Origin of the sequence: Xanthomarina gelatinilytica (genome assembly GCF_000348685.1) — a bacterium.
GTDB classification, from domain to species: Bacteria; Bacteroidota; Bacteroidia; order Flavobacteriales; family Flavobacteriaceae; genus Xanthomarina; species Xanthomarina gelatinilytica.
Window position 1 is genome coordinate 103,232 of record NZ_ANLA01000016.1, and the last position, 21,526, is coordinate 124,757.

The 21,526-nt window shown below is 35.0% G+C and carries 24 protein-coding genes; 15 read left to right on the forward strand and 9 right to left on the reverse strand.

The annotated features are described in order from the left end of the window. Nucleotides 1-8: 8 nt before the first annotated feature. The 3 genes from D778_RS10885 (at nucleotide 9) to msrA (ending at nucleotide 2,674) form a co-directional block, all read left to right on the forward strand. Entirely contained in the window at nucleotides 9-1,103 is a 1,095-nt protein-coding gene (locus D778_RS10885; protein WP_007650594.1) for a Nif3-like dinuclear metal center hexameric protein, read from the forward strand. Nucleotides 1,104-1,106: 3 nt separating this feature from the next. Beyond that, on the forward strand, nucleotides 1,107-1,886 hold the full coding sequence (locus tag D778_RS10890) for a zinc ribbon domain-containing protein (protein ID WP_007650595.1): 780 nt from the start codon (nucleotides 1,107-1,109) through the stop codon (nucleotides 1,884-1,886). Between the two features lie 119 nt (nucleotides 1,887-2,005). Next, entirely contained in the window at nucleotides 2,006-2,674 is a 669-nt protein-coding gene (gene msrA, locus D778_RS10895) for a peptide-methionine (S)-S-oxide reductase MsrA (protein ID WP_007650596.1), read from the forward strand. Between the two features lie 79 nt (nucleotides 2,675-2,753). Here the strand turns inward: msrA and D778_RS10900 are convergent, their stop codons facing one another. Beyond that, entirely contained in the window at nucleotides 2,754-3,554 is an 801-nt protein-coding gene (locus D778_RS10900) for a class I SAM-dependent methyltransferase (RefSeq protein ID WP_007650597.1), read from the reverse strand. A 72-nt stretch (nucleotides 3,555-3,626) separates the two neighbouring features. On the opposite strand from D778_RS10900, the gene D778_RS10905 reads away from it, so the two are divergent. Continuing rightward, nucleotides 3,627-4,310: a redoxin domain-containing protein gene (locus tag D778_RS10905; protein ID WP_007650604.1), complete on the forward strand. Its 684-nt coding sequence runs from the start codon at nucleotides 3,627-3,629 to the stop codon at nucleotides 4,308-4,310. Between the two features lie 136 nt (nucleotides 4,311-4,446). On the opposite strand, the gene D778_RS10910 is transcribed toward D778_RS10905, so the two are convergent. Further along, on the reverse strand, nucleotides 4,447-4,866 hold the full coding sequence (locus D778_RS10910; protein WP_007650606.1) for a (4Fe-4S)-binding protein: 420 nt from the start codon (nucleotides 4,864-4,866) through the stop codon (nucleotides 4,447-4,449). A 116-nt stretch (nucleotides 4,867-4,982) separates the two neighbouring features. Here D778_RS10910 and kynU point away from each other — a divergent pair, with 116 nt between their 5' ends. From kynU to D778_RS10950, 9 genes are all read left to right on the forward strand, one after another. Then, nucleotides 4,983-6,254 (forward strand): kynureninase, encoded by a 1,272-nt coding sequence (gene kynU, locus D778_RS10915; protein WP_007650608.1) that lies wholly within the window; start codon nucleotides 4,983-4,985, stop codon nucleotides 6,252-6,254. A 67-nt stretch (nucleotides 6,255-6,321) separates the two neighbouring features. Next, on the forward strand, nucleotides 6,322-7,740 hold the full coding sequence (locus tag D778_RS10920; RefSeq protein WP_007650611.1) for an FAD-dependent oxidoreductase: 1,419 nt from the start codon (nucleotides 6,322-6,324) through the stop codon (nucleotides 7,738-7,740). 247 nt (nucleotides 7,741-7,987) lie between these two features. Beyond that, nucleotides 7,988-8,425 (forward strand): RidA family protein, encoded by a 438-nt coding sequence (locus D778_RS10925; RefSeq protein WP_007650613.1) that lies wholly within the window; start codon nucleotides 7,988-7,990, stop codon nucleotides 8,423-8,425. Nucleotides 8,426-8,499: 74 nt separating this feature from the next. Beyond that, nucleotides 8,500-9,939 (forward strand): aldehyde dehydrogenase, encoded by a 1,440-nt coding sequence (locus D778_RS10930; protein ID WP_007650616.1) that lies wholly within the window; start codon nucleotides 8,500-8,502, stop codon nucleotides 9,937-9,939. Nucleotides 9,940-10,017: 78 nt separating this feature from the next. Further along, the gene (locus tag D778_RS10935; RefSeq protein ID WP_007650617.1) at nucleotides 10,018-10,800 is read left to right on the forward strand and encodes an SDR family oxidoreductase; all 783 of its coding nucleotides are present in this window, start codon (nucleotides 10,018-10,020) and stop codon (nucleotides 10,798-10,800) included. Between the two features lie 131 nt (nucleotides 10,801-10,931). After that, nucleotides 10,932-11,468: a 3-hydroxyanthranilate 3,4-dioxygenase gene (locus D778_RS10940; RefSeq protein ID WP_007650619.1), complete on the forward strand. Its 537-nt coding sequence runs from the start codon at nucleotides 10,932-10,934 to the stop codon at nucleotides 11,466-11,468. A gap of 83 nt (nucleotides 11,469-11,551) precedes the next feature. Next, nucleotides 11,552-12,637 carry an amidohydrolase family protein gene (locus tag D778_RS10945; RefSeq protein ID WP_040492236.1) on the forward strand — a complete coding sequence of 362 codons (1,086 nt, stop codon included), beginning with the start codon at nucleotides 11,552-11,554 and terminating at the stop codon, nucleotides 12,635-12,637. Nucleotides 12,638-12,736: 99 nt separating this feature from the next. Beyond that, a complete protein-coding gene (locus tag D778_RS14435) occupies nucleotides 12,737-13,024 on the forward strand; it encodes a GIY-YIG nuclease family protein (RefSeq protein WP_316928588.1) in 288 nt (95 codons plus the stop codon). 5 nt (nucleotides 13,025-13,029) lie between these two features. Next, nucleotides 13,030-13,674 carry an O-methyltransferase gene (locus tag D778_RS10950; RefSeq protein ID WP_007650623.1) on the forward strand — a complete coding sequence of 215 codons (645 nt, stop codon included), beginning with the start codon at nucleotides 13,030-13,032 and terminating at the stop codon, nucleotides 13,672-13,674. A 265-nt stretch (nucleotides 13,675-13,939) separates the two neighbouring features. On the opposite strand, the gene D778_RS10960 is transcribed toward D778_RS10950, so the two are convergent. From D778_RS10960 to D778_RS14240, 7 genes are all read right to left on the reverse strand, one after another. After that, nucleotides 13,940-14,422: a hypothetical protein gene (locus D778_RS10960; protein ID WP_007650625.1), complete on the reverse strand. Its 483-nt coding sequence runs from the start codon at nucleotides 14,420-14,422 to the stop codon at nucleotides 13,940-13,942. A gap of 146 nt (nucleotides 14,423-14,568) precedes the next feature. Next, complete coding sequence (locus D778_RS10965) at nucleotides 14,569-14,853, reverse strand: Sec-independent protein translocase subunit TatA/TatB (protein WP_394330211.1); 285 nt, start codon at nucleotides 14,851-14,853, stop codon at nucleotides 14,569-14,571. A gap of 88 nt (nucleotides 14,854-14,941) precedes the next feature. Beyond that, nucleotides 14,942-17,248, reverse strand: a complete 2,307-nt coding sequence (locus D778_RS10970) for a M1 family metallopeptidase (RefSeq protein ID WP_007650628.1) — start codon at nucleotides 17,246-17,248, stop codon at nucleotides 14,942-14,944. A 149-nt stretch (nucleotides 17,249-17,397) separates the two neighbouring features. Further along, entirely contained in the window at nucleotides 17,398-17,901 is a 504-nt protein-coding gene (locus D778_RS10975) for a DUF6702 family protein (protein WP_007650629.1), read from the reverse strand. A gap of 69 nt (nucleotides 17,902-17,970) precedes the next feature. Continuing rightward, on the reverse strand, nucleotides 17,971-18,741 hold the full coding sequence (locus tag D778_RS10980; RefSeq protein WP_007650630.1) for a hypothetical protein: 771 nt from the start codon (nucleotides 18,739-18,741) through the stop codon (nucleotides 17,971-17,973). Beyond that, a complete protein-coding gene (locus D778_RS10985) occupies nucleotides 18,728-19,513 on the reverse strand; it encodes a carboxypeptidase-like regulatory domain-containing protein (protein WP_007650631.1) in 786 nt (261 codons plus the stop codon). The genes D778_RS10980 and D778_RS10985 overlap by 14 nt, the downstream gene beginning before the upstream one ends. 152 nt (nucleotides 19,514-19,665) lie before the next feature. Next, nucleotides 19,666-20,469, reverse strand: a complete 804-nt coding sequence (locus tag D778_RS14240; protein ID WP_007650632.1) for a peptidase associated/transthyretin-like domain-containing protein — start codon at nucleotides 20,467-20,469, stop codon at nucleotides 19,666-19,668. A 95-nt stretch (nucleotides 20,470-20,564) separates the two neighbouring features. Between D778_RS14240 and pepE the strand changes: the two genes are divergently transcribed. Then, entirely contained in the window at nucleotides 20,565-21,272 is a 708-nt protein-coding gene (pepE, locus tag D778_RS10995) for a dipeptidase PepE (RefSeq protein ID WP_040492240.1), read from the forward strand. Nucleotides 21,273-21,320: 48 nt separating this feature from the next. Continuing rightward, nucleotides 21,321-21,526: hypothetical protein (locus D778_RS14820; RefSeq protein WP_238307663.1), on the forward strand; the 206-nt coding region annotated here is incomplete at its 3' end.

A 21,526-nucleotide genomic window follows, 5' to 3' on the forward strand; every position in this document is an offset into this window, starting at 1 on the left:
ACAAAATTATGATAGTTCAAGATGTCATAAATCATTTGGAAGCCCTTTCTCCCTTAGCTTACGCTGAAGATTTTGATAATGTGGGTCTTTTGGTAGGAGATAAAAATGCCAAACTTTCAGGTGTTTTGGTTACATTGGACACTCTGGAAACAGTAGTTGACGAAGCCATTGAGACCAATTGCAACCTGATCGTGAGTTTTCATCCAATTATTTTTAAAGGCTTAAAGACGCTAACCGGAAACACCTATGTGGAACGTGTGGTTATTAAAGCCATTCAACACAACATTGCCATTTTTTCCATACATACGGCTTTGGACAATTCTGTATTGGGAGTGAATAATATGATTTGCGATAAATTAGGCTTAATCAACCGACAGATATTGATCCCTCAAGCCCAAACCATAAAAAAACTCATCACCTTTGTCCCAAAAAATGAAGCAGACACTTTACGAAATGCCCTATTTGAAGCTGGAGCAGGAAGCATTGGCAATTATAACAATTGCAGTTTCAATACCGAAGGCATTGGTACTTACAAAGGTAATGAAGCCTCCAATCCCACTCTTGGAAAAAAAGGGGAAATACATTTTGAAAACGAAACGCAAATAGCTGTAACATTTCCAAGACATTTGGAATCCAACATCCTAAACGCCCTTTTTAAAACCCATTCTTACGAAGAAGTGGCTTACGAGGTTACCACCTTAGAAAACAAAAACCAGCAAATTGGTATGGGAATGATTGGAGAACTGGAACAAGAAATGTCTGAAACGGATTTTTTAAACACGTTAAAAACCAATATGAAAACCGAAACCATTAGGCATTCCGGTTTATTGCAAAAAAACATCAAAAAAGTCGCAGTTTTGGGAGGCTCTGGGAGTTTTGCCATTCACGCTGCAAAAGCTGCCCAAGCAGATGTTTTTGTAACGGCAGATTTAAAGTACCATGACTTTTTTACAGCTGAAAACCAGATTGTTTTGGCTGATATAGGTCATTATGAAAGCGAACAGTTCACAAAAAACCTTTTAGTTGCATATCTTACAAAAAAAATTACTAATTTTGCAATCGTTTTATCAAAGACAAACACCAATCCTGTTAAGTATTTTTAAACTATGGCAAAAAAGAAAGAAGCAACTGTAGAAGAGCGTTTAAGAGATTTATACGACTTGCAGCTAATCGATTCTCGCATCGATGAAATTAGAAATGTTCGTGGAGAACTTCCTTTAGAAGTACGTGATTTAGAAGATGAAGTTGCTGGACTAAACACCAGATTAGAAAAACTGGAGTCTAGTTTAGAATCTATAGATAACCAAATTAGCGACAAAAAGAATCAAATTGAAGAGTCTAAAGCGTTAATAAAAAAATACAGCGAGCAACAAAAAAACGTTAGAAATAACAGAGAGTACAATTCCATTACCAAAGAAATTGAGTTTCAGGAATTGGAAATAGAACTTGCTGAAAAACACATCAAGGAATTTAAGGTTCAAATTGAGCAGAAAAAATTGGTTATTTCTGAAACCAAAGAGCGTTTAAAAGCACGTCAAACACACTTAAAGCACAAAAAAAGCGAATTGGATGCCATATTAGCTGAAACCGAAAAAGAAGAAGCTGCTTTAATTAAAAAATCTGAGGAATACAGAGCCAGTATAGAAGAACGCTTGGTAAAAGCCTATACACGCATTAGAACCAATGTTAAAAACGGTCTTGCAGTAGTGGCCATTGAAAGAGGTGCCTCTGGAGGATCTTTCTTTACCATTCCACCACAAGTGCAAATGGAAATTGCTTCCCGTAAAAAAATAATTACAGATGAGCATAGTGGACGTATTCTAGTAGATGCAGCCCTTGCAGAAGAAGAAAAAGAAAAAATGAGCAAGTTGTTTTCTAAACTATAATCATTTTAAAAATACATTTAAAGCCTTCATACATTCATATGAAGGCTTTTTTTTGTGCTTTTTTTTTTAAACACGTTAAGGTTTTAAAACCTGTTCCGACCAAATTGTAAAACAAAACCATGTTACACTTAAAATCCATGTTGTCCACCTTTTTAATCGTGTTGTTTTTTAGCTGCAACAATATGGCACAACAAAACCAAGAACAAGATGCCATACGCCATGCAACACCAATTGAAGTTCCTCTGCAAAACGGCAAAGCCCGAGCCTATTTTGCCAGTGGTTGCTTTTGGTGTGTGGAAGCTATTTACGAAAGTGTAAAAGGTGTGGACGAGGTCATTTCCGGTTATGCTGGTGGTCATACCAAAAACCCAACCTATGCATCCAGCAATACAGGAAAAACAGGTCATGCTGAAGCAGTGGAAGTTATTTACAATCCAGATGTGGTTAGTTTTTCAACCTTGGTAGATGTCTATTTTGGTTCTCAAAATCCTACACAGGTCAATGGACAAGGTCCAGATAAAGGCTCCCAATATCGTTCCATTATTTTTTATCAGAACGACGAACAAAAACACATTATAGAAACTAAAAAATCGGCTTTGTCTAAAAAACTAAATGCCAACATTGCTGCTGAAGTATATCCTTTCACTAAATTTTGGAAAGCTGAAGATTACCACCAGAACTATGAAAAACGGCATCCTGAAGATCCATATGTGCAAAATGTGTCCATACCAAGACTCAATAGATTTAAAGCAAAGTTCCCAGAATTATTGAAGGACGCTAAAAACTAACACAATGGCATGTTGTACTTATTGCCCTAACAGTATCTCCCTAAAGATGCTTCAAAAAAGCTTAACATGAAGCAAGAAATTAAACTTTAGTGGCTTGTATCTCAAAAATCAAAGGGTATAATTTGTCTTTGGTCGTAAACATGTCAGACTCATTTTTAACCAAATCTGGCAACACATTATACGGGCTTTCATCGTATTCATTTAAGTAATCAATGTGTAATCCTGCTTCAGTAAGAGCATTAATAACTTCGCTTAACCCATGGTTCCAACCATATTCCTTACTTATCATTTTAGAGTTTGTATTGGCATAAGTACCTTCATATTCCTCATAAATCACTTCGTCTTGCATGTAACCATATTTCATGACAGGAGTTTCCTCTAAATAATCGAACATCCAAACTATGGGATGAAATTCAACCATATAAAACGTGCCTCCTTTTTTTAAGCGTTCGGCAATCATTTGTCCCCAAGGTCTTAAATCTGGCAACCAACCAATCACGCCATAACTGGTAAAGACAATATTGAATTCTTTTTCAACATATTTAGACGTGTCCAATACATTACAACATACAAATTGAGCGTTTAATTTCAGCTCTTCATTAAGCGATTTAGCCAAAGCAATACCTGCATCACTTATGTCAATTCCAACACAGGTAGCCCCCAACCTGCTCCAACTTAATGTATCTTGTCCAAAATGACATTGTAAATGCAACAGACTTTTGTCTTTAACATTTCCAAGGGCTTTTAGTTCGTATGACATTAAAGACAACTTTCCTTTTTTGAAAGCTTCTAATTGATACATGTCGCTTTTGGAATGGATTTTCACTTTCTCATTCCAGGTGGCTTTGTTAGTGTTAAAATAAAAATCGTGAATACTCATAACCTGTTAATTGAACAACGAAGATATTATTAAATTATTAATATATTAGCGACATAGTTAGAAACAAAACCCATGAAAAAACACTTATTGTTTTTCTTTATATTCTTTTCAATTTCATTGTCTTTCTCTCAAGCCTACTATAAAAACGGAGATAAACTCATGAATAAAGAGAAGTATCTTTCAGATTTAGAGGTTGTAAAAAAAGAAAATGAACCAAAATATATAAGTATTGAAATTTTTGAAGAAGTAAACAGAAATGATTCCATTATAAAAAATTTTAGAGCTGTTGTTAAGAATAAAAACAAAGCATATTCTTCAAATCTTTATTTAATGCTACTCAACAATCCCTTTCCAGATTTTAAACTTCAGGGCATAAACAACAATTGGTATGTAAAATCTCGTTTTTTAGGAAAACCTACGGTTATTTGTTTTATAAAGCATCCTTATTTTCAACCTACAAGAAAAGAAATTAAAAAACTAAATGCTTTAAACAAAAACGAGAAATACCAAGTAGTTGCTTTTTTAGCAGATACGAATGCAAACAAATCTTCATTTAGCAACATGGAATTTCCTATTTTAAAAGATAGTTCTAATTGGCTAAACTCAAACATCGTTGGACATCATTTTGCTCAATATCTACTAATTGATGAAAATGGTATAATTACTTATTTTTTTCCTGAATTCCCAAACTCTAAAACAACCTTTACACCAATTAGAAATCAAACAAAAGAGATTTTTGAATTATTGGCCAATTAACCAATAAATTAACTTAAAACTTGTTTTAAAAACATCCAAAACACCTTAATTAGACGTATATAGTATATAAATATCCCGCTTTATGCGTCTATATATATTTAAAGTGCTTCACCTAACAAGTTGAAGCACTTTTTCTTTATCCAACAAAATCATTTTTCACGTGTGTACCATCACAATATGGTTTGTTTTTTGAAGAACCACACCTGCAAAAAGCAGTCGTTTTATTTTTAATTTCTTGGTTTCCATCTTTATGTGTTACATGCAAAGTTCCATAAACCAATAAGGGACCATTTTCAAGAACCTCAACTTTTGTTTCTAAAGTTTCTTTGGTCTTATCTTCTTTGTCATTCATAAAATAACTCAAAGCACCAGAAGGACAAGCTTTTACTTGTTTAACCAAATCGCCAGTTGGAGCTGCATCAATTTTAATCCAAGGTTTTTCTTTTGGTTTAAAAACATCACCCAAACCTCTCACACAAATTCCAGAATGAATGCATTTATCTGGTTCCCAAACAATAGTTACCTCATTGTTTGAATAATTTTTAGTTTTACTCATGTCCTGATATTTTAATAAATATACAAAAAATTACCTATTGAAATTATCTATTACCTAAGGCTTCCTTCCTAAAATTATAATTCTTATTTTTGTTGGAAACCGAAAAAACACACACTTTGTCCAACTATAAACCAGGTCTAGACTACGCTAAGGAACAAGACCAAAACGATGCATTGTCGCATTATAGAAGTCAATTCCATATTCCCAAAGACAATCAAGGGAACAATTGGTTATATTTTACAGGAAACTCTTTAGGTTTACAACCAAAAAGCACCCAAAAATACATACAGCAAGAATTGGACGATTGGGCCAATTTAGGAGTAGAAGGTCATTTTGAAGCCAAAAACCCATGGATGCCATATCATGAATTTCTTACCGATTCCATGGCGAAAATTGTTGGTGCCAAACCAATTGAAGTGGTTACCATGAACACCTTAACAACCAATTTGCACTTGTTAATGGTATCGTTTTACCAACCAACAAAAACCAAATACAAAATAGTTATTGAAAGTGATGCCTTCCCATCTGATAGATATGCTGTTCAAACCCAATTGGAATTTCATGGATTTGATGCTAATGAAGGTTTAATTGAATGGAAACCAAGACAAGGTGAAGAGCTTTTAAATTTAGATGACCTGGAAACTATTCTTGAAGAGCAAGGAGACGAGATTGCTTTACTGCTTATTGGTGGCGTTAATTATTATACTGGACAATATTTAGATCTTAAAAAAATAGCCGAATTAGGCCATGCCAAAAACTGTATGGTTGGCATCGATTTGGCTCATGGAGCCGGAAACATCAAGCCAGAACTTCACGATTCCGGAGTAGACTTTGCTGCTTGGTGTACGTACAAGTATTTAAATTCCGGACCTGGAAGTTTGGGTGGTTTATTTGTACATGAAAAACATGCACACAATAAAAAACTGAAACGATTTGCTGGATGGTGGAGCCATAACAAAGCCACTAGGTTCAATATGAGGCAACCACTAGATGTGATTCCTGGAGCAGAAGGTTGGCAACTCAGTAATCCGCCAATTTTATCCATGGCTGCCATAAAAGCATCCTTAGACATGTTTAATGAAGTTGGCATGGATGCTTTAAGGGAAAAATCTGAAAAATTAACCGGTTATTTCGAGTTTTTGCTCAATGAACTAAATAATGATAAAGTTAAAATTATCACACCTTCCAATCCAAAAGAAAGAGGTTGTCAACTCTCAATTCAGGTAAGGGATGCTGATAAAAGTTTACATAAAAAATTAACCAAAGCACATATTATCACAGATTGGCGAGAACCAGACGTCATCCGTTGTGCGCCTGTACCTCTATACAATTCCTTTGAAGATGTGTATAGAATGGTTGACAAATTGAAGCAAATATTAAACACATAATAATGTCTCCTCGAGCAGTCGAGAGGTTAATTAGGTCTCGATAGCGCTCGACCAGACAAAAACAAAAATGAATAAACAACAAAACATACTCATAATTGGCGCAGGACTTTGTGGCTCACTTTTAGCGTTACGCTTAGGGCAAAGAGGCTATAATGTTACCATTATGGAAATGCGTCCAGACTTGCGTAAAGTGACTATCTCTGCTGGTCGCTCCATTAATCTGGCCCTCTCAGATCGTGGTATTAAAGCCATGAAACTTGTTGGTTTGGAAGAAAAAGTAAAACCTTTGTGTATTCCTATGAATGGACGCATGCTTCACGATTTGGAAGGCAACACCGTATTGGCTCCCTACAGTGGAAGAACACATGAGTTCATCAATTCCGTTTCTAGAGGTCAATTAAATGGATTGTTGTTGGACGAAGCCGAAAAACATGAAAATGTCTCCATTCATTTCAATAAAAAATGCAAATCGGTTGATTTTGAAAACACCACAGCTTTGTTTATGGATTGCGACACCAATAAGGAGTTTGTAGAAGATGCCGATGTTATTTTTGCAACAGATGGTGCAGGCTCTGCATTGCGACAAAGCTATTATTTGGAAAAAAAATTTTTATTTAGTTTCTCTCAAGAGTACTTATCTCATGGCTATAAAGAGCTAAGCATCCTTCCTGCCGAAAATGGTGCTTATAAAACCTACAAAAACGCTTTGCATATTTGGGGAAGGGAAGCGTTTATGCTTATTGCACTTCCAAATCTGGACGGAAGTTTTACAGTCACCTTGTTTTTAAGTTATGATGAAGGCGAATACAATTTCAACAACTTAACAACCAAAGAACGGGTTTTGGAGTTCTTTGGAAAGTATTTTAAAGATGCCTTGGAACTCATGCCAAATTTGGTTGAAGATTTTTTTGAAAACCCAACATCGCCTCTTGGAACAGTAAAATGTTCTCCTTGGCATTATAAAGGAAACACCCTTTTAATGGGAGATGCTGCACATGCTATTGTGCCTTTCTACGGACAAGGCATGAATGCTTCCTTTGAAGATGTTACGGAATTTGACAATATCTTAGATAAAGGATATGCAGATTGGGAAACGGTATTTAAAGCATATGAAAAGTCCCGTAAAAAAGATACAGATGCCATTGCTGATTTAGCAATCGATAATTTCCATGAAATGAAAGGACATGTAAACCATGCCAATTTCAGGGAAAAACGTACATTGGAAATGGCTTTTGAAAAAGAATTCCCAAACGACTATTCCTCAAAATATTCGTTGGTCACTTTTAACGAAGACATCAATTACAGAGAAGCCATGTTAAAAGGCCGAGCCCAAGACAAAGCTATTTTAAACATGTTGGCAGATGGTGAGGTCTCGACCAGTCTCGACCTGAAAGACAAGGAAGTCTTAAAACCAATTTTAGAAAAAGTAAAAAAAGCAACCGAAGCCATTTTAGAAGACGATAGAATTGCAGGACTTTATTCTTAAGTGATAAGTGATAAACATAACAACAGAAGAAATTAGAACAAAATATAATAAAGGAGAATGTCTTTAATCAATTCAAAGAATTGAACATCAAAATTAAGAAATAATGAGTGAAGGAGTGAAGATGCGAAGCGTAGCTTCAAGCACGTAATTCCGAAAACGAATGATGCTTTAGCAATTTCCTAATTTTGATTGTGATTTTTTGGTTCGTTTTGCATCAAGGCAAAATGAACAAGAAAAAAGAAAAATTATGAGTAACAAAAAAAATGAGATTCCTGCTTCTGCAGGAACTAATGTAACACCAAGAGGAGCCTATCCACATACTAAGCGAGTTGGCGATTTTATTTTTGTTTCTGGAACAAGTTCCAGAAGAGCAGACAATACCATAGCTGGTGTTGATATAATTGACGAAATGGGAACCAAACATCTAAACATTGAAGTTCAAACCCGTGAGGTTTTATTAAACATAGAAAAGAACTTAGCAAAAGAAGGAGCCAGTTTAAAAGATGTTGTGGATGTGACTACCTTTTTAGTTAATATGAACGACTTTGCAGGTTACAATAAAGCTTATGCAGAGTTTTTTAACAAAGAAACTGGCCCAACCAGAACCACAGTAGCTGTACATCAATTACCACATCCAGATTTGGTGGTGGAAATTAAGGTGATGGCTTATAAGAAAAAAGACTAAAAGAACCAGGACAAGAGAACAAAGACCCAAGACGTCTCTTTTCTTTTATCTTTTGTCTATGACCTGTAAATAAAATGCACATTCAAAACTACATAAACGGCAACTTTCACGACCCAATTTCAAATGATTGGTTGGACAATTTCAATCCAGCCATTGGTGAAGTTTATGGACAAATCCCAAACTCATCAAAAGAAGATGTTGAGAATGCCTATATCGCTGCCAAATCGGCTTTTCCTAGCTGGAGTCAAACCACTTTGGAAGAACGTAGTCGCATACTCATTAAAATTTCAGAATTATTGGAAGCCAACTTGCAACGTTTTTCAGAAGCCGAAAGCAAAGATAATGGCAAACCTGTAAGTTTAGCTAAAGCTGTAGATATTCCTAGAGCAGCAAGTAATTTTAGATTCTTTGGAAATGCCATTACACAATTCTCCAGTGAAAGTCATGAGAGTGTTGGTCAAGATGCCATAAATTACACCTTACGCCAACCTTTAGGAGTTGTTGGTTGTATTTCGCCATGGAACCTGCCACTCTATTTATTTACTTGGAAAATTGCTCCAGCTCTTGCAGCTGGAAATTGTGTGGTGGCCAAACCTAGTGAAGTCACACCTATGACTGCTTTTTTATTAGGTGATATTTGCAGTCAAGCTGGACTTCCAAAAGGTGTTTTAAATATAGTCCATGGTTTAGGTGCCACAACAGGACAAGCCATTATTGAGCATCCAGACATCAAAGCCATCTCCTTTACTGGAGGAACAGCCACTGGAGCTCATATTGCCAAAGTGGCTGCTCCTATGTTTAAAAAATTATCTTTGGAATTGGGTGGAAAAAACCCAAACATCATTTTCGCAGATTGCGATTATGAAGATATGCTGGAAACAACTGTTCGCTCTTCTTTTGCAAATCAAGGACAAATTTGTTTGTGTGGTAGCAGAATTTTTGTTGAAGCCTCGATTTATGATACATTCAAAAAAGATTTTGTAGAAAAGGTAAAAAACCTAAAAGTTGGGCATCCTTCAGAAGCAACAACAAATATTGGTGCTTTGGTTTCCAAACCTCATCTTGAAAAAGTGATGGATTACATCCATATTGCTAAAGAGGAAAATGGCAAAATTCTTTGTGGAGGAAATAAAGTCATTGTTGAAGGTTTTGAAAATGGTTATTATTTAGAACCAACAGTTATAGAAGTTCCTAACGACGATTGCCGTGTGAATCAAGAAGAAATTTTTGGACCTGTGGTTACTATCATGCCTTTCAATAGAGAGGATGAAGTCTTACAAATGGCAAACAAAGTAAAATATGGCTTATCAGCCACATTATGGACCAATAATTTAAAACGAACCATGCGAATGAGCCACCAATTACAAGCTGGAATTGTTTGGGTGAACACTTGGATGATGCGTGATTTAAGAACCCCTTTTGGAGGTGTAAAAGCTTCAGGAGTTGGTAGGGAAGGTGGTTTTGAAGCCTTGCGCTTTTTTACCGAAGCGAAGAATGTTTGTATAAAATACTAAAGAACCAAGACTATAGAACCAAGAACCAAGACCGAAACTATCTTGATTCTTGATTCTTGAATCTTTTATCTAAAAAAAATGAATCTAAACTTAAACAACAAATACGCTTTAGTTTGTGGTAGCACAGCAGGAATTGGAAAAGCCACAGCTATGTCTTTAGCTGCTGAAGGTGCAATTGTGACACTAATTGCAAGAAACGAAGACAAATTAAAAACTGTTCTGGCTGAATTACCTCAACATAGAAACCACGATTATATTGTAGCAGATTTTTCTAATCCTGAAGAATTAAAAGCAAAAGTATCAAAGTATGTTTCTAACAAGCATGGGTTTCATATTCTGGTAAACAATACTGGAGGCCCAAAAGGAGGTCCAGTTTTTACGGCTGAATTAAATGAATTTGAAAGCGCTTTTACGCAACATTTAAAGTGCAATCACGTGTTAGCACAAGCAGTCGTTCCTTTCATGAAAGAAGCTGGTTATGGACGTATTATCAATATCATTTCAACCTCTGTTAAACAGCCTCTGGATGGCTTAGGTGTAAGTAATACCATTCGTGGCGCTGTAGCAAACTGGAGTAAGACCTTAGCTAATGAACTGGGTTCTTTTGGAATTACAGTAAACAATGTCCTGCCTGGAGCCACAGGAACCGAACGCTTAACAGAAATCATTAAAAACAAATCGGCTAAAACAGGAAACACGGAAGAAGAGGCTGCAAATGCCATGAAACAAGCCATTCCTGCCAAACGCTTTGCGAAACCAGAAGAATTGGCTTATGCAGTCACTTTTTTAGCTAGTGAATGTGCTAGTTACATTAACGGAATTAACCTTCCTGTGGATGGTGGAAGAACAAAATCTTTGTAACTTTATGGTTCAATTTAAATAACCTGTCATTACGAGGAATCCTGATAGCAATCGGGAGAGGTGGAAATATCTAAAAAAGATTTACACAGCAAATAAAAATTTGCTTCACAATGACATATAAAAATATAATTATGAGCAAACTAGTTTCTCCTATTAATTTCAAAGCTTGGATTGAAGAAAACAGACATCTTTTAAAACCACCTGTTGGTAATAAAGTGGTTTGGAAAGATGGTGATTTTATCGTGATGGTTGTTGGTGGACCCAATAGCAGAAAAGATTATCACTACAACGAAACTCCAGAGTTTTTCTATCAAATTGAAGGCGACATGGTGTTAAAAGTGATTGATGATGGCAAACCCAAAGACATTCATATTAAGGAAGGAGACATTTTTTTATTACCACCAAAAGTCCCTCATTCTCCACAACGTGGAGCCAACACTGTGGGATTGGTAATAGAATATCCTAGAGAGAAAGGGGTTCAGGACGCCCTACTTTGGTTCTGCGAAAATTGTACCACCAAACTGTATGAAGAAGATTTTACAGTTGAAAATATTGAAACCGACATGCCTGTAATTTTTGATAAATATTATGGCGACAAAGACAAACGCACATGTCCTAATTGTGACGAAGTCATGCAACCACCTAAAAAAGTACAGATTGAAGAATAATTGTCATTCTGAACGCAGTGAAGAATCTAACTAAAACTTAAAAAATTGCCTTGTCCGATGTTTTAGGACTAACAATGACAACTATGGAAAATCGCAAATTAAGAATAAACGGTCACTCTCACCTACTTCCCTATCCAGAGGAAATACCTCAGTTTATGAAAGATAAAGGCATTTTTTGGGTAGATAAAGACCGGAAATTTATGCTTCAAAAAGACTGGAATCGCCCAATAACCGATTCAAGTTTTTTTCTGGATGAAAAACTGGCATGGATGGAACGCTTTAAAATAGATCATGCAGTGGTACTTAATTTATCCCAATTATACGGAAACGGCCTACGTGTGGAAGAAATGAAACAAGCCTTACGTTTTCAAAACGATTTTAATGCTAAAATCCAACGTGAAAACCCCAGTAAATTTACCTGTGGTTTTGTTGTGCATCCTGGTTTTGTTCGTGGAGCCTGTTGGGAAATTGAACGATGTGTGGAAGAATTAGGCATGCAATTACTGTGTTTACCAACCCATTACATGGACACCATAGGAACTTGGCGTTGTATTTTTGATGAAGAAAACGAACCCATTTTTGAATTGGCAAACAAATATAATCTGGCAGTTGAAATCCATCCTTACGATGGTGAAAAATTCATTAAACTAGAAAACACCTCTTGGCGTTTTCATTTAATATGGATGTTAGCTCAATGTGCTGACGCTTATCATTTTCTAACCTTAAACGGATATCAAGACAAATATCCAAACATGCGTACCTGTTTTGCCCATGGAGGACAACTGGCACAAATTAACTTAGGAAGACGTATTCAAGGTTTTGATGGCAGACCGGATTTATTTGAAGGCAAGAGTCATCCAAGAAAAGCCGTTGGCCATAAAAACATCTTTTTTGACACTTTGGTCCATGATACAGGAGGCTTACAATTGCTTATAAAAAACCAGGGCTCCAAACAAGTATTGATGGGACTGGACGACCCTTATCCTTTAGGTGAAATGGAAAGTGAAAAACAATCTTCTTATCCTGGTAAAATATTGGATTTGGCTGTTGAACAAAACATTATAAACAGTAATGAACGGGATGCCATTTGGGAAGACAATGTCATCCAATGGTTATGTGGTGATGATAATGAAGCGAAGCAAAAATTAGTAAATAGGATTTTAGGATAATATGTCTCGTCGATCACAGTCGAGAGGTTTAAAATGAAATCACTTATGCGTACATATTAAAATGTCCAGATGGATTAACTTACAAAGGAATTACCAATAATATCTAGACGCTTTGAGGAGCATCAACAAGGTTTAAATAAAAGTTGTTTTGCTTATAAAAGAAGGCCTTTAAAATCGATTTTTAAACAAGAATTTAATGATGCTAATCAAGCGATCTGTTTTGAGAAGAAAATAAAAACATGGAGTAGAAAAAAGAAGTTAGCATTGGCTAAGGGAAATTCCAACTTATTACAAATTTTAGCCGAATGTAGAAATGCAACTCATTCAAAATATAATCCGAAAAACAAAGAAGGTCTTGACTGCGCTAGACAAGACACTATATCATAAACACCATGCACTTTTTACCAGAGAAAATAGACGAATATGTAGTGGCTCATTCAGAAAATGAACCCCAATTATTACAACAGTTAACACGGGAAACATATCAAAAAATATTGCAACCACGCATGCTTAGTGGTCACTACCAAGGTCGTGTGTTAAGCATGATCTCAAAATTGGTGAACCCAACTTGCATCCTAGAAATTGGCACTTATACAGGTTATTCTGCGCTATGTTTAGCTGAAGGACTTAAAGAAAATGGCTCTTTACATACCATAGATGTGAATGAGGAATTGGTGGATTTTCAACGCAAATATTTTGACTTATCGCCTTATGGCAACCAAATCCATCAGCATTTAGGAAATGCTTTGGAAATTATTCCACTATTGAAAGACACTTTTGATATAGTGTTTATTGATGCCGACAAAGAGAATTATGCAAGCTACTTTGAACTTATAATAGATAAGTTAAACCCTGGAGGCATCATTTTATCTGATAACGTATTGTGGAGTGGCAAAATATTGGAAACAAAACTTAAAAAAGAAGATAAAGCTACACTAGCTCTTAAAGCCTACAATAAATCATTAAAAGAAGATAAACGGGTTGAAACCATTATATTACCCATTCGTGATGGGCTAACTATAAGTAGGAAAAAATAGGATTGATCAATGCAATTTCTTTCCTGTCCATGAACAAGTATCGCAAAATATTAAATATGTAGGAACATCACATTTTTGGACTAACAGAACCTGTAAAATCTTCTAAATCGTCTTTTACCTTATTGATTTCGTCTTGCACATCTTTGGTGATACTGTTTATCAATGCTACTTTTTCGGAACTCTATGTGACTTCAAGAGTTAAATATGTAAAAAAACCTCACAAATAAAAAAAAGCGAGGTTTAAATTTATAGACTAGAATTTTGTTTAACCTCCAGTAGTTGTTCTTTTACAGTCTCCTTTCAATCCATTGCTTCCATAACACTCAGTACAATAGGATCCATTTGGTATGCAACCTCCTCCACTAGCACATGCTATTGATGTACAAACAGTCTTATCAACTCTATAATTATTTTGGTTATCCAAAACTAAAGCAACAGTTGAAACATAATCATTTTTACTGTAGATACGTAGGTATTTTTTAGCGTCTATATCTATTATTTTTATAGATTGTGGTTCAATATCTAAATCAAAGGTATTTGAATATTCTTTAACTGCTTTTAAGATTGTATTTTCGGCAACTGTAAATTCGAACTGTCCGTTTTTATCAATACCTATATTAGAATTAATAAAACTGTCCATTTTTTCGTTAGTAACATCTGAAGACTCCTGAATATTATCAGTTTCATTATCACAAGAAACAATAAACATAGAAAAAACAAATGTAAGTAATAAGAATATTTTTTTCATAATGTATAGATTTTAAAGTGATTAACGTTATTAAAGTTAAAAAAAAAATCACAAAACAAAAGATACATGGGAAAAGCAGGAATTATTTACCTTACGTTTATAATAAAATCACGTTGAATAAATAGATTCTCCTGTCTACTGGAATTTTACATTTTTCGTCTTACAGAGCCTGTAAAATCTTCTAGGTCGTCTTTTACCTTATTGAGTTCGTCTTGCACATCTTTGGTAATGCTGGTATCAATGCCATTTTTTTCGGCACTTTTGGTGATTTCGGTCTTAATGTCGTTTGATGCATCTTTAAGCATGCGCATGCCTTTTCCCAAACCTCTTGCGATTTCAGGAATTTTATCTGCACCAAAAACCATGACAACTATAAATAGTATGAACATGATTTCGGTAGTCCCTATAAATAATAATATGCTTGCTTGTATCACAATGCAAATATAGTGAGTTGCTAGTTGAGAATAAAAAAAGCCGACTCATTTTTATGGTCGGCTTTTAAATATTTAACGTTTGGTGTTAATCTCTAACTTCATTTTTAAATTTATCGAAATCACTTTCAGAAACTTCTTTTGGCCAGGAATTGTTTGATGTGTCCACATCTGCTGTTTCCAGGTTTGGATCTACTGTTATTTTAACAATTTCCTTATCTGATGCAACCGACTTACTAACCTCTTTATCATTCAACCTCCAGATTTCTGCTGGATAATGATCTGTTTTAGTGGTACCATCTGCATAGGTATACTCTACAATAATTGGCATAACCAGTCCTCCTGGTTTATCAAATGTTACATTATAGAAATATTTAGGTGTTTTAATATTGGCACGTTCAGCCTCAGTAAAATTATCCATAACATATTCCTTTAAAGGGATTGAATTGTCTAAAAGAGACCCATTTTTCATGTCTTCTTTAAACTCTTCACTTCCTTCTTCAACCATAAAAACCAATGGAGGCAAATCAGACAGTTCCATACCATAACGTTTGGCCATCATTTTAGCGTACTCGTTAGGCTCTGAAGACACATAAAATTTCTTTACTTCTTTTACCCCTATATCTACATAATCGGTTGTATAGAACCAACCTCTCCAAAACCAATCCAAATCGAAGGCAGAGGCATCTTCCATGGTTCTAAAGAAATCTTCTGGAGTTGGGTGTTTAAACATCCAACGGTTGGCATATTCTTTAAACGCATAATCAAACAACTCGCGTCCCATAACGGTTTCGCGCAATATATTAAGGGCTGTTGCTGGTTTTCCGTATGCATTGTTACCAAATTGATAGGTGTTTAAACCTTTGGTCATTATTGGCGCAATAAAATCCTGATCGCCTCCCATATAAGGCACTATGTTTGCAGCTGGGCCACGTCTTGATGGGTATTTATCATGTCCTGGCGAAAGTGCATCTGGATGCCATTCTCCAAAATCCTGTTCTGCCACATACTGCAAAAAGGTGTTCAAACCTTCATCCATCCAGGTCCATTGACGCTCGTCACTGTTTACAATCATTGGAAAATAGTTATGTCCGACTTCATGAATAATAACGCTAATCATTCCATACTTTGTTCTGTCACTATAATTTCCGTTTTCATCAGGACGACCATAATTCCAGCAAATCATTGGATATTCCATCCCTTGATTTTTTGCATGAACTGAAATGGCTTTGTGATATGGATATTCAAAAGTCATCCTTGAATATGTTTTTAAGGTGGCTGCTACTGCATAAGTTGACCATTCTTCCCAAAGTGGATTTCCTTCTTTTGGATACATGGAAACAGCCATGACATCTTTATCTCCAATTTTAACAGCCATCATGTCCCAAATAAATTTCCTTGAGGTTGCAAATCCAAAATCACGCACATTTTCTGCGTACAGTTTCCAAGTCTTTGTTTTATCTGAAAAGCCTTTTTCAGCTGCTTCGGCTTCTTCTTGCGATACAATAATTACTGGTTTATCATAAGATTTCTGAGCTTTTTCGTAACGCTTCATCATTTCTTTTGTAAACACTTCTTTTCTGTTCATTAATTTTCCGGTACCATCTAGAATATGGTCTGCAGGCACTGTAATATTCACTTCAAAATTTCCAAATGGCAAAGCAAATTCATCACGACCCCAAAATTGTGAGTTTTGCCATCCTTCCACATCGTTGTACACAGCCATTCTTGGATAGAATTGAGCAATTACATAGGCTCTGTTTCCATCTTCTGGGAAGTATTCGTAACCAGAACGTCCTCTCCCATTCACGTGGTCGTTAATGTTATACCACCATTTAATGGAAAATGAAAATTTTTCGCCTGTGTTTAATGGTTTAGGCAGCTCCACACGCATCATGGTTTGGTTAATTGTGTGTGGTAAATTATTACCATTGGTATCTTTTACTTCTTGAATATTAAAGCCTCCATCAAAACCATCTGTCATATAAGTACTTGCAAAAGTTGAAGCCTGTTGTGCTGGAGCAAAGCCTCCTCCTTCAATTAAAGGGGATTTTGAGTCTTTGGCTCTCACGTTTTGATCCAGTTGCACCCAAAGGTATTTTAATTGGTCTGGGGAATTGTTTGTATACGTAATGGTTTCGAATCCAGAAATTTTAGCGTTTTTATCGTCTAAAACAATGTCCATTTTATAATCTGCCTGTTGCTGATAGTATGCAGGTCCTGGAGCTCCAGAAGCTGTACGGAACATGTTGGGAGTGGAAAACTCATCATAAAGTTGTTTGAACTTATTGTTGTTTGTGTGTCCTGGTTTACGGACTGGCTTTTCTTGTTCTTGGGCATACACATTTACCGAAAGAAACAAAACAGAAAGAAAAAGATACTTTAGTGTTTTCATGCGTTGGATATTACTGTTTTAATTGGTCTTGTAAAACATTTATTTTTAATTACTTTAATGGTTTTTTTAAAAAAGAATGTTAAATGTTAAAAATTAGTTAGAAAAAATTGAAGGGAAAAATAACGATATTTTTTTAGGATTAATTCACTTTATTTAAAGTTTAACAAACCTTTATCATTTTCTTTTATAAGGATGAAGCTTTTGTTTTTTGAATTGATTTTGGTTCTTACAATATTCTGTTGTTCAGCATATAAATCAAAAAGAACCGTGTTTTCTATTTCAAAAGTATCAATGTTTTTAACACCTTCTATTTCCAAGTAGCACACTACAATATCGTTTTCATATTCTTTACCAATAAAGTTGAGTGTTTTTTCTTCACCATTTATTTTCATGATCATTTTGGTTTTCAGGTATCTTTCTATATAAAAATTGGCGTCTACTGTTTCCATTTGTGGTCCTAAAAACAGTTTTTCGTTGTAACGTGCTTGGAGCACATCTTCAAAATCGTCCAGAAAGATCCTTGAAATGATTTGAACCGACTGTTGTTTCTTTACATATTCAATTTGGGTAACGCTTACATAATATTTATGAAAGGTTGTAAAAGCCAACAATGGCAGGAGTAAAACAAGAATGGTTTTTTTTATAAACAGCATATCAAAAATGTCATGTATGGTTAAGCAAAGCTAATCATTTTTAAAAGGTCAAAAAGTGTTCCAGAACCATTAATTGGTTTCAGTTTTTATATTGGCTTTATATTGAACGAGTTTTTCATTTAAAAATTCCAAAATTTCCAGGTCACTTTTTGCTTTACAACGCCTAATGAAATCGGGATCATCGGAACAAAAATAGAAAAAATCGGTTCTTAAAGTTTCTGAAAGCCTTGCATTGGAAAACAAAATGGTTTCTGTTCTTTTTCTAACATCATCCAACAAATCGTCTTTACGCTCCAGTTTTATTTGGTTTTTTAATTGTTTGGTTCTTCCTGTTATGGCATTTATGATAGGAAACAGAGGAATAAATCCTCCACCTGTGGTAGCTTCATTTAGTTTCCGTTCGCTTTGTGTCTTTAATTTTCCTTGATAGCTTGGAATACCCAATTGTTTGGCAGTAACAGGAGAACCTTCTACATCTGCAATATCTTGCATTAAATCTCCTGAAAGCATACGGCCAACGACCACTTCGTCCAAAGCATAGGTGAGTTCTTCCAGATGCACTTCCAATGCTTTCTCTAAAATTATTGTGGCATTTACAACCACTTCTTTGATTTTATGCTGAATGGACGTAAACTGCAAAGTATCGTTTAGTTTTGCTGAAATTTTAAAACTCCCAAAGGCATTGGTACTTGTAAAAACCTGAGCTGTTTTGTTGATAACATGAATATTTTCTGCATCTGAAGTTGTAGTTACTTTTCCAGTAATTTCAACTGTTTGAGAGATTATTGTTTGAAAACAAAGCATCAAAAGCAAGTACAGAAATTTCTTAATTTTTTTCATCTTTCTGCTTTTTAAATTCTAAACTCTGTTTCAGTATAAACTCCAATAGCTGGAATTCTTCTCCTTCTTGCAAGAGGTTTTCGGTTAAACCGTTTACAACAACAAAACTTATAAAAACATCAACAAGTTCTAAAGGAATTTGATAATTTGTATAAAAAAATTCAGGTGTATATTGTATAGCTAGTTGCTCTTCTAATTTTATCTCTTCTTTTGGCAAAAAACGCTTTTTTACAGGTCTGTTTATTAATTTATTGAGACCTACAACACTGGCAATATTCAAGCCATTGACAAGTTGCCCTTGTTTAAGTATCTTATTATCTACTTTTGTGAATTCGTCTTCAGGAAATTCCATTTCATTGATATTTCCAAAGTTGATATGCAGCTCTTTTAGAGCCACGACATTGTCTATATCATTCAATAAGTTTCCGGAAAGTTGTGAAGGCAACAAAAGAACTTCTTTTAAAGCATTTACTTTATCCACTAAAAAAAGACGTAAGTACCTTGAAGCTATTACATCTGTATTTACAACTACTTTTTTGGCTTCATATTGCAAAGCTGAAATTTCAAGAACATCGTTTAGAGCTACTTCTAAAATAAAATTTCCTTGAGAATCTGCAACTGTTCCTTTACTGGAAGAGGTGTTAAAAATGGTAACACCTTCCACATCGTTGGTTGCGCTTAGTTTCCCTGAAACTTCAATTCGATTGATTTGTTGAGCATAAAAACTGGAAGTAACAATAAAAAATGTAATGGTCAGGATAGGTTGGTTCAAATTGGTTCGGTTTAGTTTGATAAAGAAAGGATATCAAATCTTAAAATAAATACAACACCAAACTAAACTTATGTTAAAACCCTGAACCTCATCCAACCATCAATTTATACATTTTTAAAATAGGCAAAGGATTTACTAGACCTTGACCTGAACTAATTTTTAGACATTTCTGTATTTAAATACAACTTACTTTGATCTACCAAATACTGAATTAATTCAATATCTTTTCCTTCTTCATAAAGCGACATATCAGTATTGTTAGCTTCAGCAAAAGCTATAAAATCGGTTACCTGATCTTCTGGAATATTAAAATTTGTGCTTATAAAATCTTTCGTGTAAGTATCCCTTAAAACAGCGTAATTGGTATCTTTTTTATTGGTTTCCTTAGATGTATTTCCCGAATTAAAAAGAGGTTTTACCAACCAATTGGTAATTTTCACCAAATCAACACCATTGTAGAACCTACCTTGTCTTAGAATGGTATTTTCAACCTCTTGATATTGTATATCTGTGTATTGATTTTCATTAGACAACACATTCCCAAAGTAAATGGTTTCAAATTTTGGGTTAAAGGTTCTCACTTTGGTCAGGTCTGTTTCCAGGTCGCCTGTAAGGTTAAAAGGTAAAATAACCACTTCATCCAAGGCAGTTACATGTTCATCCAGAAATACGGTCAACTGTTTGGATTTTAAAATCTCATCGGTAACTATTACAAGAATGGTATTGTATTGTAAGGCAGAGATTTTTATCTTGTCGTTTAACGCAACATCAATACGGAACTCGCCATTAAAATCTGTAACGGCAATTCTATTTGAAGTGATGTTGGTAACCGTAAGCCCTTCCACATCGTTGGAATCCACAATTACTTTTCCGGAAATTTCAATTCTACTATCGTTTTGGGCCATGCCAAAAGACAAGAACATAAAAAAGGCAATTAAAGGCAAAAATAATTTCATAGCTTAATTTTTTGAAGGTTAGCAAGTTAAAACACAAACCCATTTAACTTTTGTTACAGGCAGTATTTACTTAAATTTACAACAAATTAATGGAAATGAAAAACTTAATTATAGCAAGTACCTCAACCGTTCATGGGAGTGGTTATTTAGAATATTTACTGGATGAATTGGCCCTGTTTTTTAAAGATGCAAATACCATTGTGTTTATTCCCTATGCCAGACCTAGTGGTATTTCGCATGAAGATTACACCATCAAGGCTAGAGAGGCTTTTAAAAAAATAGATAAAAACGTCATGGGCATTCATGAATTTGAAAACCCCATTGAAGCCATCCAAAACGCTGAAGCCATTTTTACTGGTGGAGGAAATACATTTGTACTCTTGTATCAACTTTATAAAAACAATTTGCTGGAACCATTAAAAAAAAGTGTTCTTAAAGGAACGCCCTACTTAGGCACAAGTGCTGGAAGTAATATTTGTGGCTTGACCATAAATACCACCAACGACATGCCCATTGTTTATCCTCCCAGCTTTAAGGCTTTGAGCTTTATGCCGTTTAATATCAACCCACATTATTTAGACCCTATTCCAAACAACAAACACATGGGGGAAACCAGGGAAACGAGAATTAAAGAATTTCATGCTTACCACACACAACCTGTTATTGGACTTAGGGAAGGCAGTTGGTTACAGGTTACTGAAACTTCCATAAAATTAAAAGGCCCTTTAACAGCAAGGGTTTTTGAGTACAACAAAACACCTTATGAGATAGAAAGTGGTACAGAACTTAAAGATTTAAGATAATACACATTGAAATTCAAACATTTAAAACACAAATAAAATTGTAACTTATTGATGAACATAAAAAAAGCCTCATCAAACAGACAAGGCTTTAGAGCGAGAGACCGGGTTTACTTCGGCTGCGCTCAGTATAAACTTCTCACCTTAAATCTTGTTCCAATTCTAAACATGAGAAAAATAAAAAAAGCCTCATCAAACAGACAAGGCTTTAGAGCGAGAGACCGGGTTTACTTCGGCTGCGCTCAGTATAAACTTCT

Coding starts and splice junctions, on each gene's coding strand:
- D778_RS10885 (WP_007650594.1), top strand. CDS start 9: ATGATAGTTCAAGATGTCATAAATCATTTGGAAGCCCTTTCTCCCTTA.
- D778_RS10890 (WP_007650595.1), top strand. CDS start 1,107: ATGGCAAAAAAGAAAGAAGCAACTGTAGAAGAGCGTTTAAGAGATTTA.
- msrA (WP_007650596.1), top strand. CDS start 2,006: ATGTTACACTTAAAATCCATGTTGTCCACCTTTTTAATCGTGTTGTTT.
- D778_RS10900 (WP_007650597.1), bottom strand. CDS start 3,554: ATGAGTATTCACGATTTTTATTTTAACACTAACAAAGCCACCTGGAAT.
- D778_RS10905 (WP_007650604.1), top strand. CDS start 3,627: ATGAAAAAACACTTATTGTTTTTCTTTATATTCTTTTCAATTTCATTG.
- D778_RS10910 (WP_007650606.1), bottom strand. CDS start 4,866: ATGAGTAAAACTAAAAATTATTCAAACAATGAGGTAACTATTGTTTGG.
- D778_RS10920 (WP_007650611.1), top strand. CDS start 6,322: ATGAATAAACAACAAAACATACTCATAATTGGCGCAGGACTTTGTGGC.
- D778_RS10925 (WP_007650613.1), top strand. CDS start 7,988: ATGAGTAACAAAAAAAATGAGATTCCTGCTTCTGCAGGAACTAATGTA.
- D778_RS10930 (WP_007650616.1), top strand. CDS start 8,500: ATGCACATTCAAAACTACATAAACGGCAACTTTCACGACCCAATTTCA.
- D778_RS10935 (WP_007650617.1), top strand. CDS start 10,018: ATGAATCTAAACTTAAACAACAAATACGCTTTAGTTTGTGGTAGCACA.
- D778_RS10940 (WP_007650619.1), top strand. CDS start 10,932: ATGAGCAAACTAGTTTCTCCTATTAATTTCAAAGCTTGGATTGAAGAA.
- D778_RS10945 (WP_040492236.1), top strand. CDS start 11,552: ATGGAAAATCGCAAATTAAGAATAAACGGTCACTCTCACCTACTTCCC.
- D778_RS10950 (WP_007650623.1), top strand. CDS start 13,030: ATGCACTTTTTACCAGAGAAAATAGACGAATATGTAGTGGCTCATTCA.
- D778_RS10960 (WP_007650625.1), bottom strand. CDS start 14,422: ATGAAAAAAATATTCTTATTACTTACATTTGTTTTTTCTATGTTTATT.
- D778_RS10970 (WP_007650628.1), bottom strand. CDS start 17,248: ATGAAAACACTAAAGTATCTTTTTCTTTCTGTTTTGTTTCTTTCGGTA.
- D778_RS10975 (WP_007650629.1), bottom strand. CDS start 17,901: ATGCTGTTTATAAAAAAAACCATTCTTGTTTTACTCCTGCCATTGTTG.
- D778_RS10980 (WP_007650630.1), bottom strand. CDS start 18,741: ATGAAAAAAATTAAGAAATTTCTGTACTTGCTTTTGATGCTTTGTTTT.
- D778_RS14240 (WP_007650632.1), bottom strand. CDS start 20,469: ATGAAATTATTTTTGCCTTTAATTGCCTTTTTTATGTTCTTGTCTTTT.
- pepE (WP_040492240.1), top strand. CDS start 20,565: ATGAAAAACTTAATTATAGCAAGTACCTCAACCGTTCATGGGAGTGGT.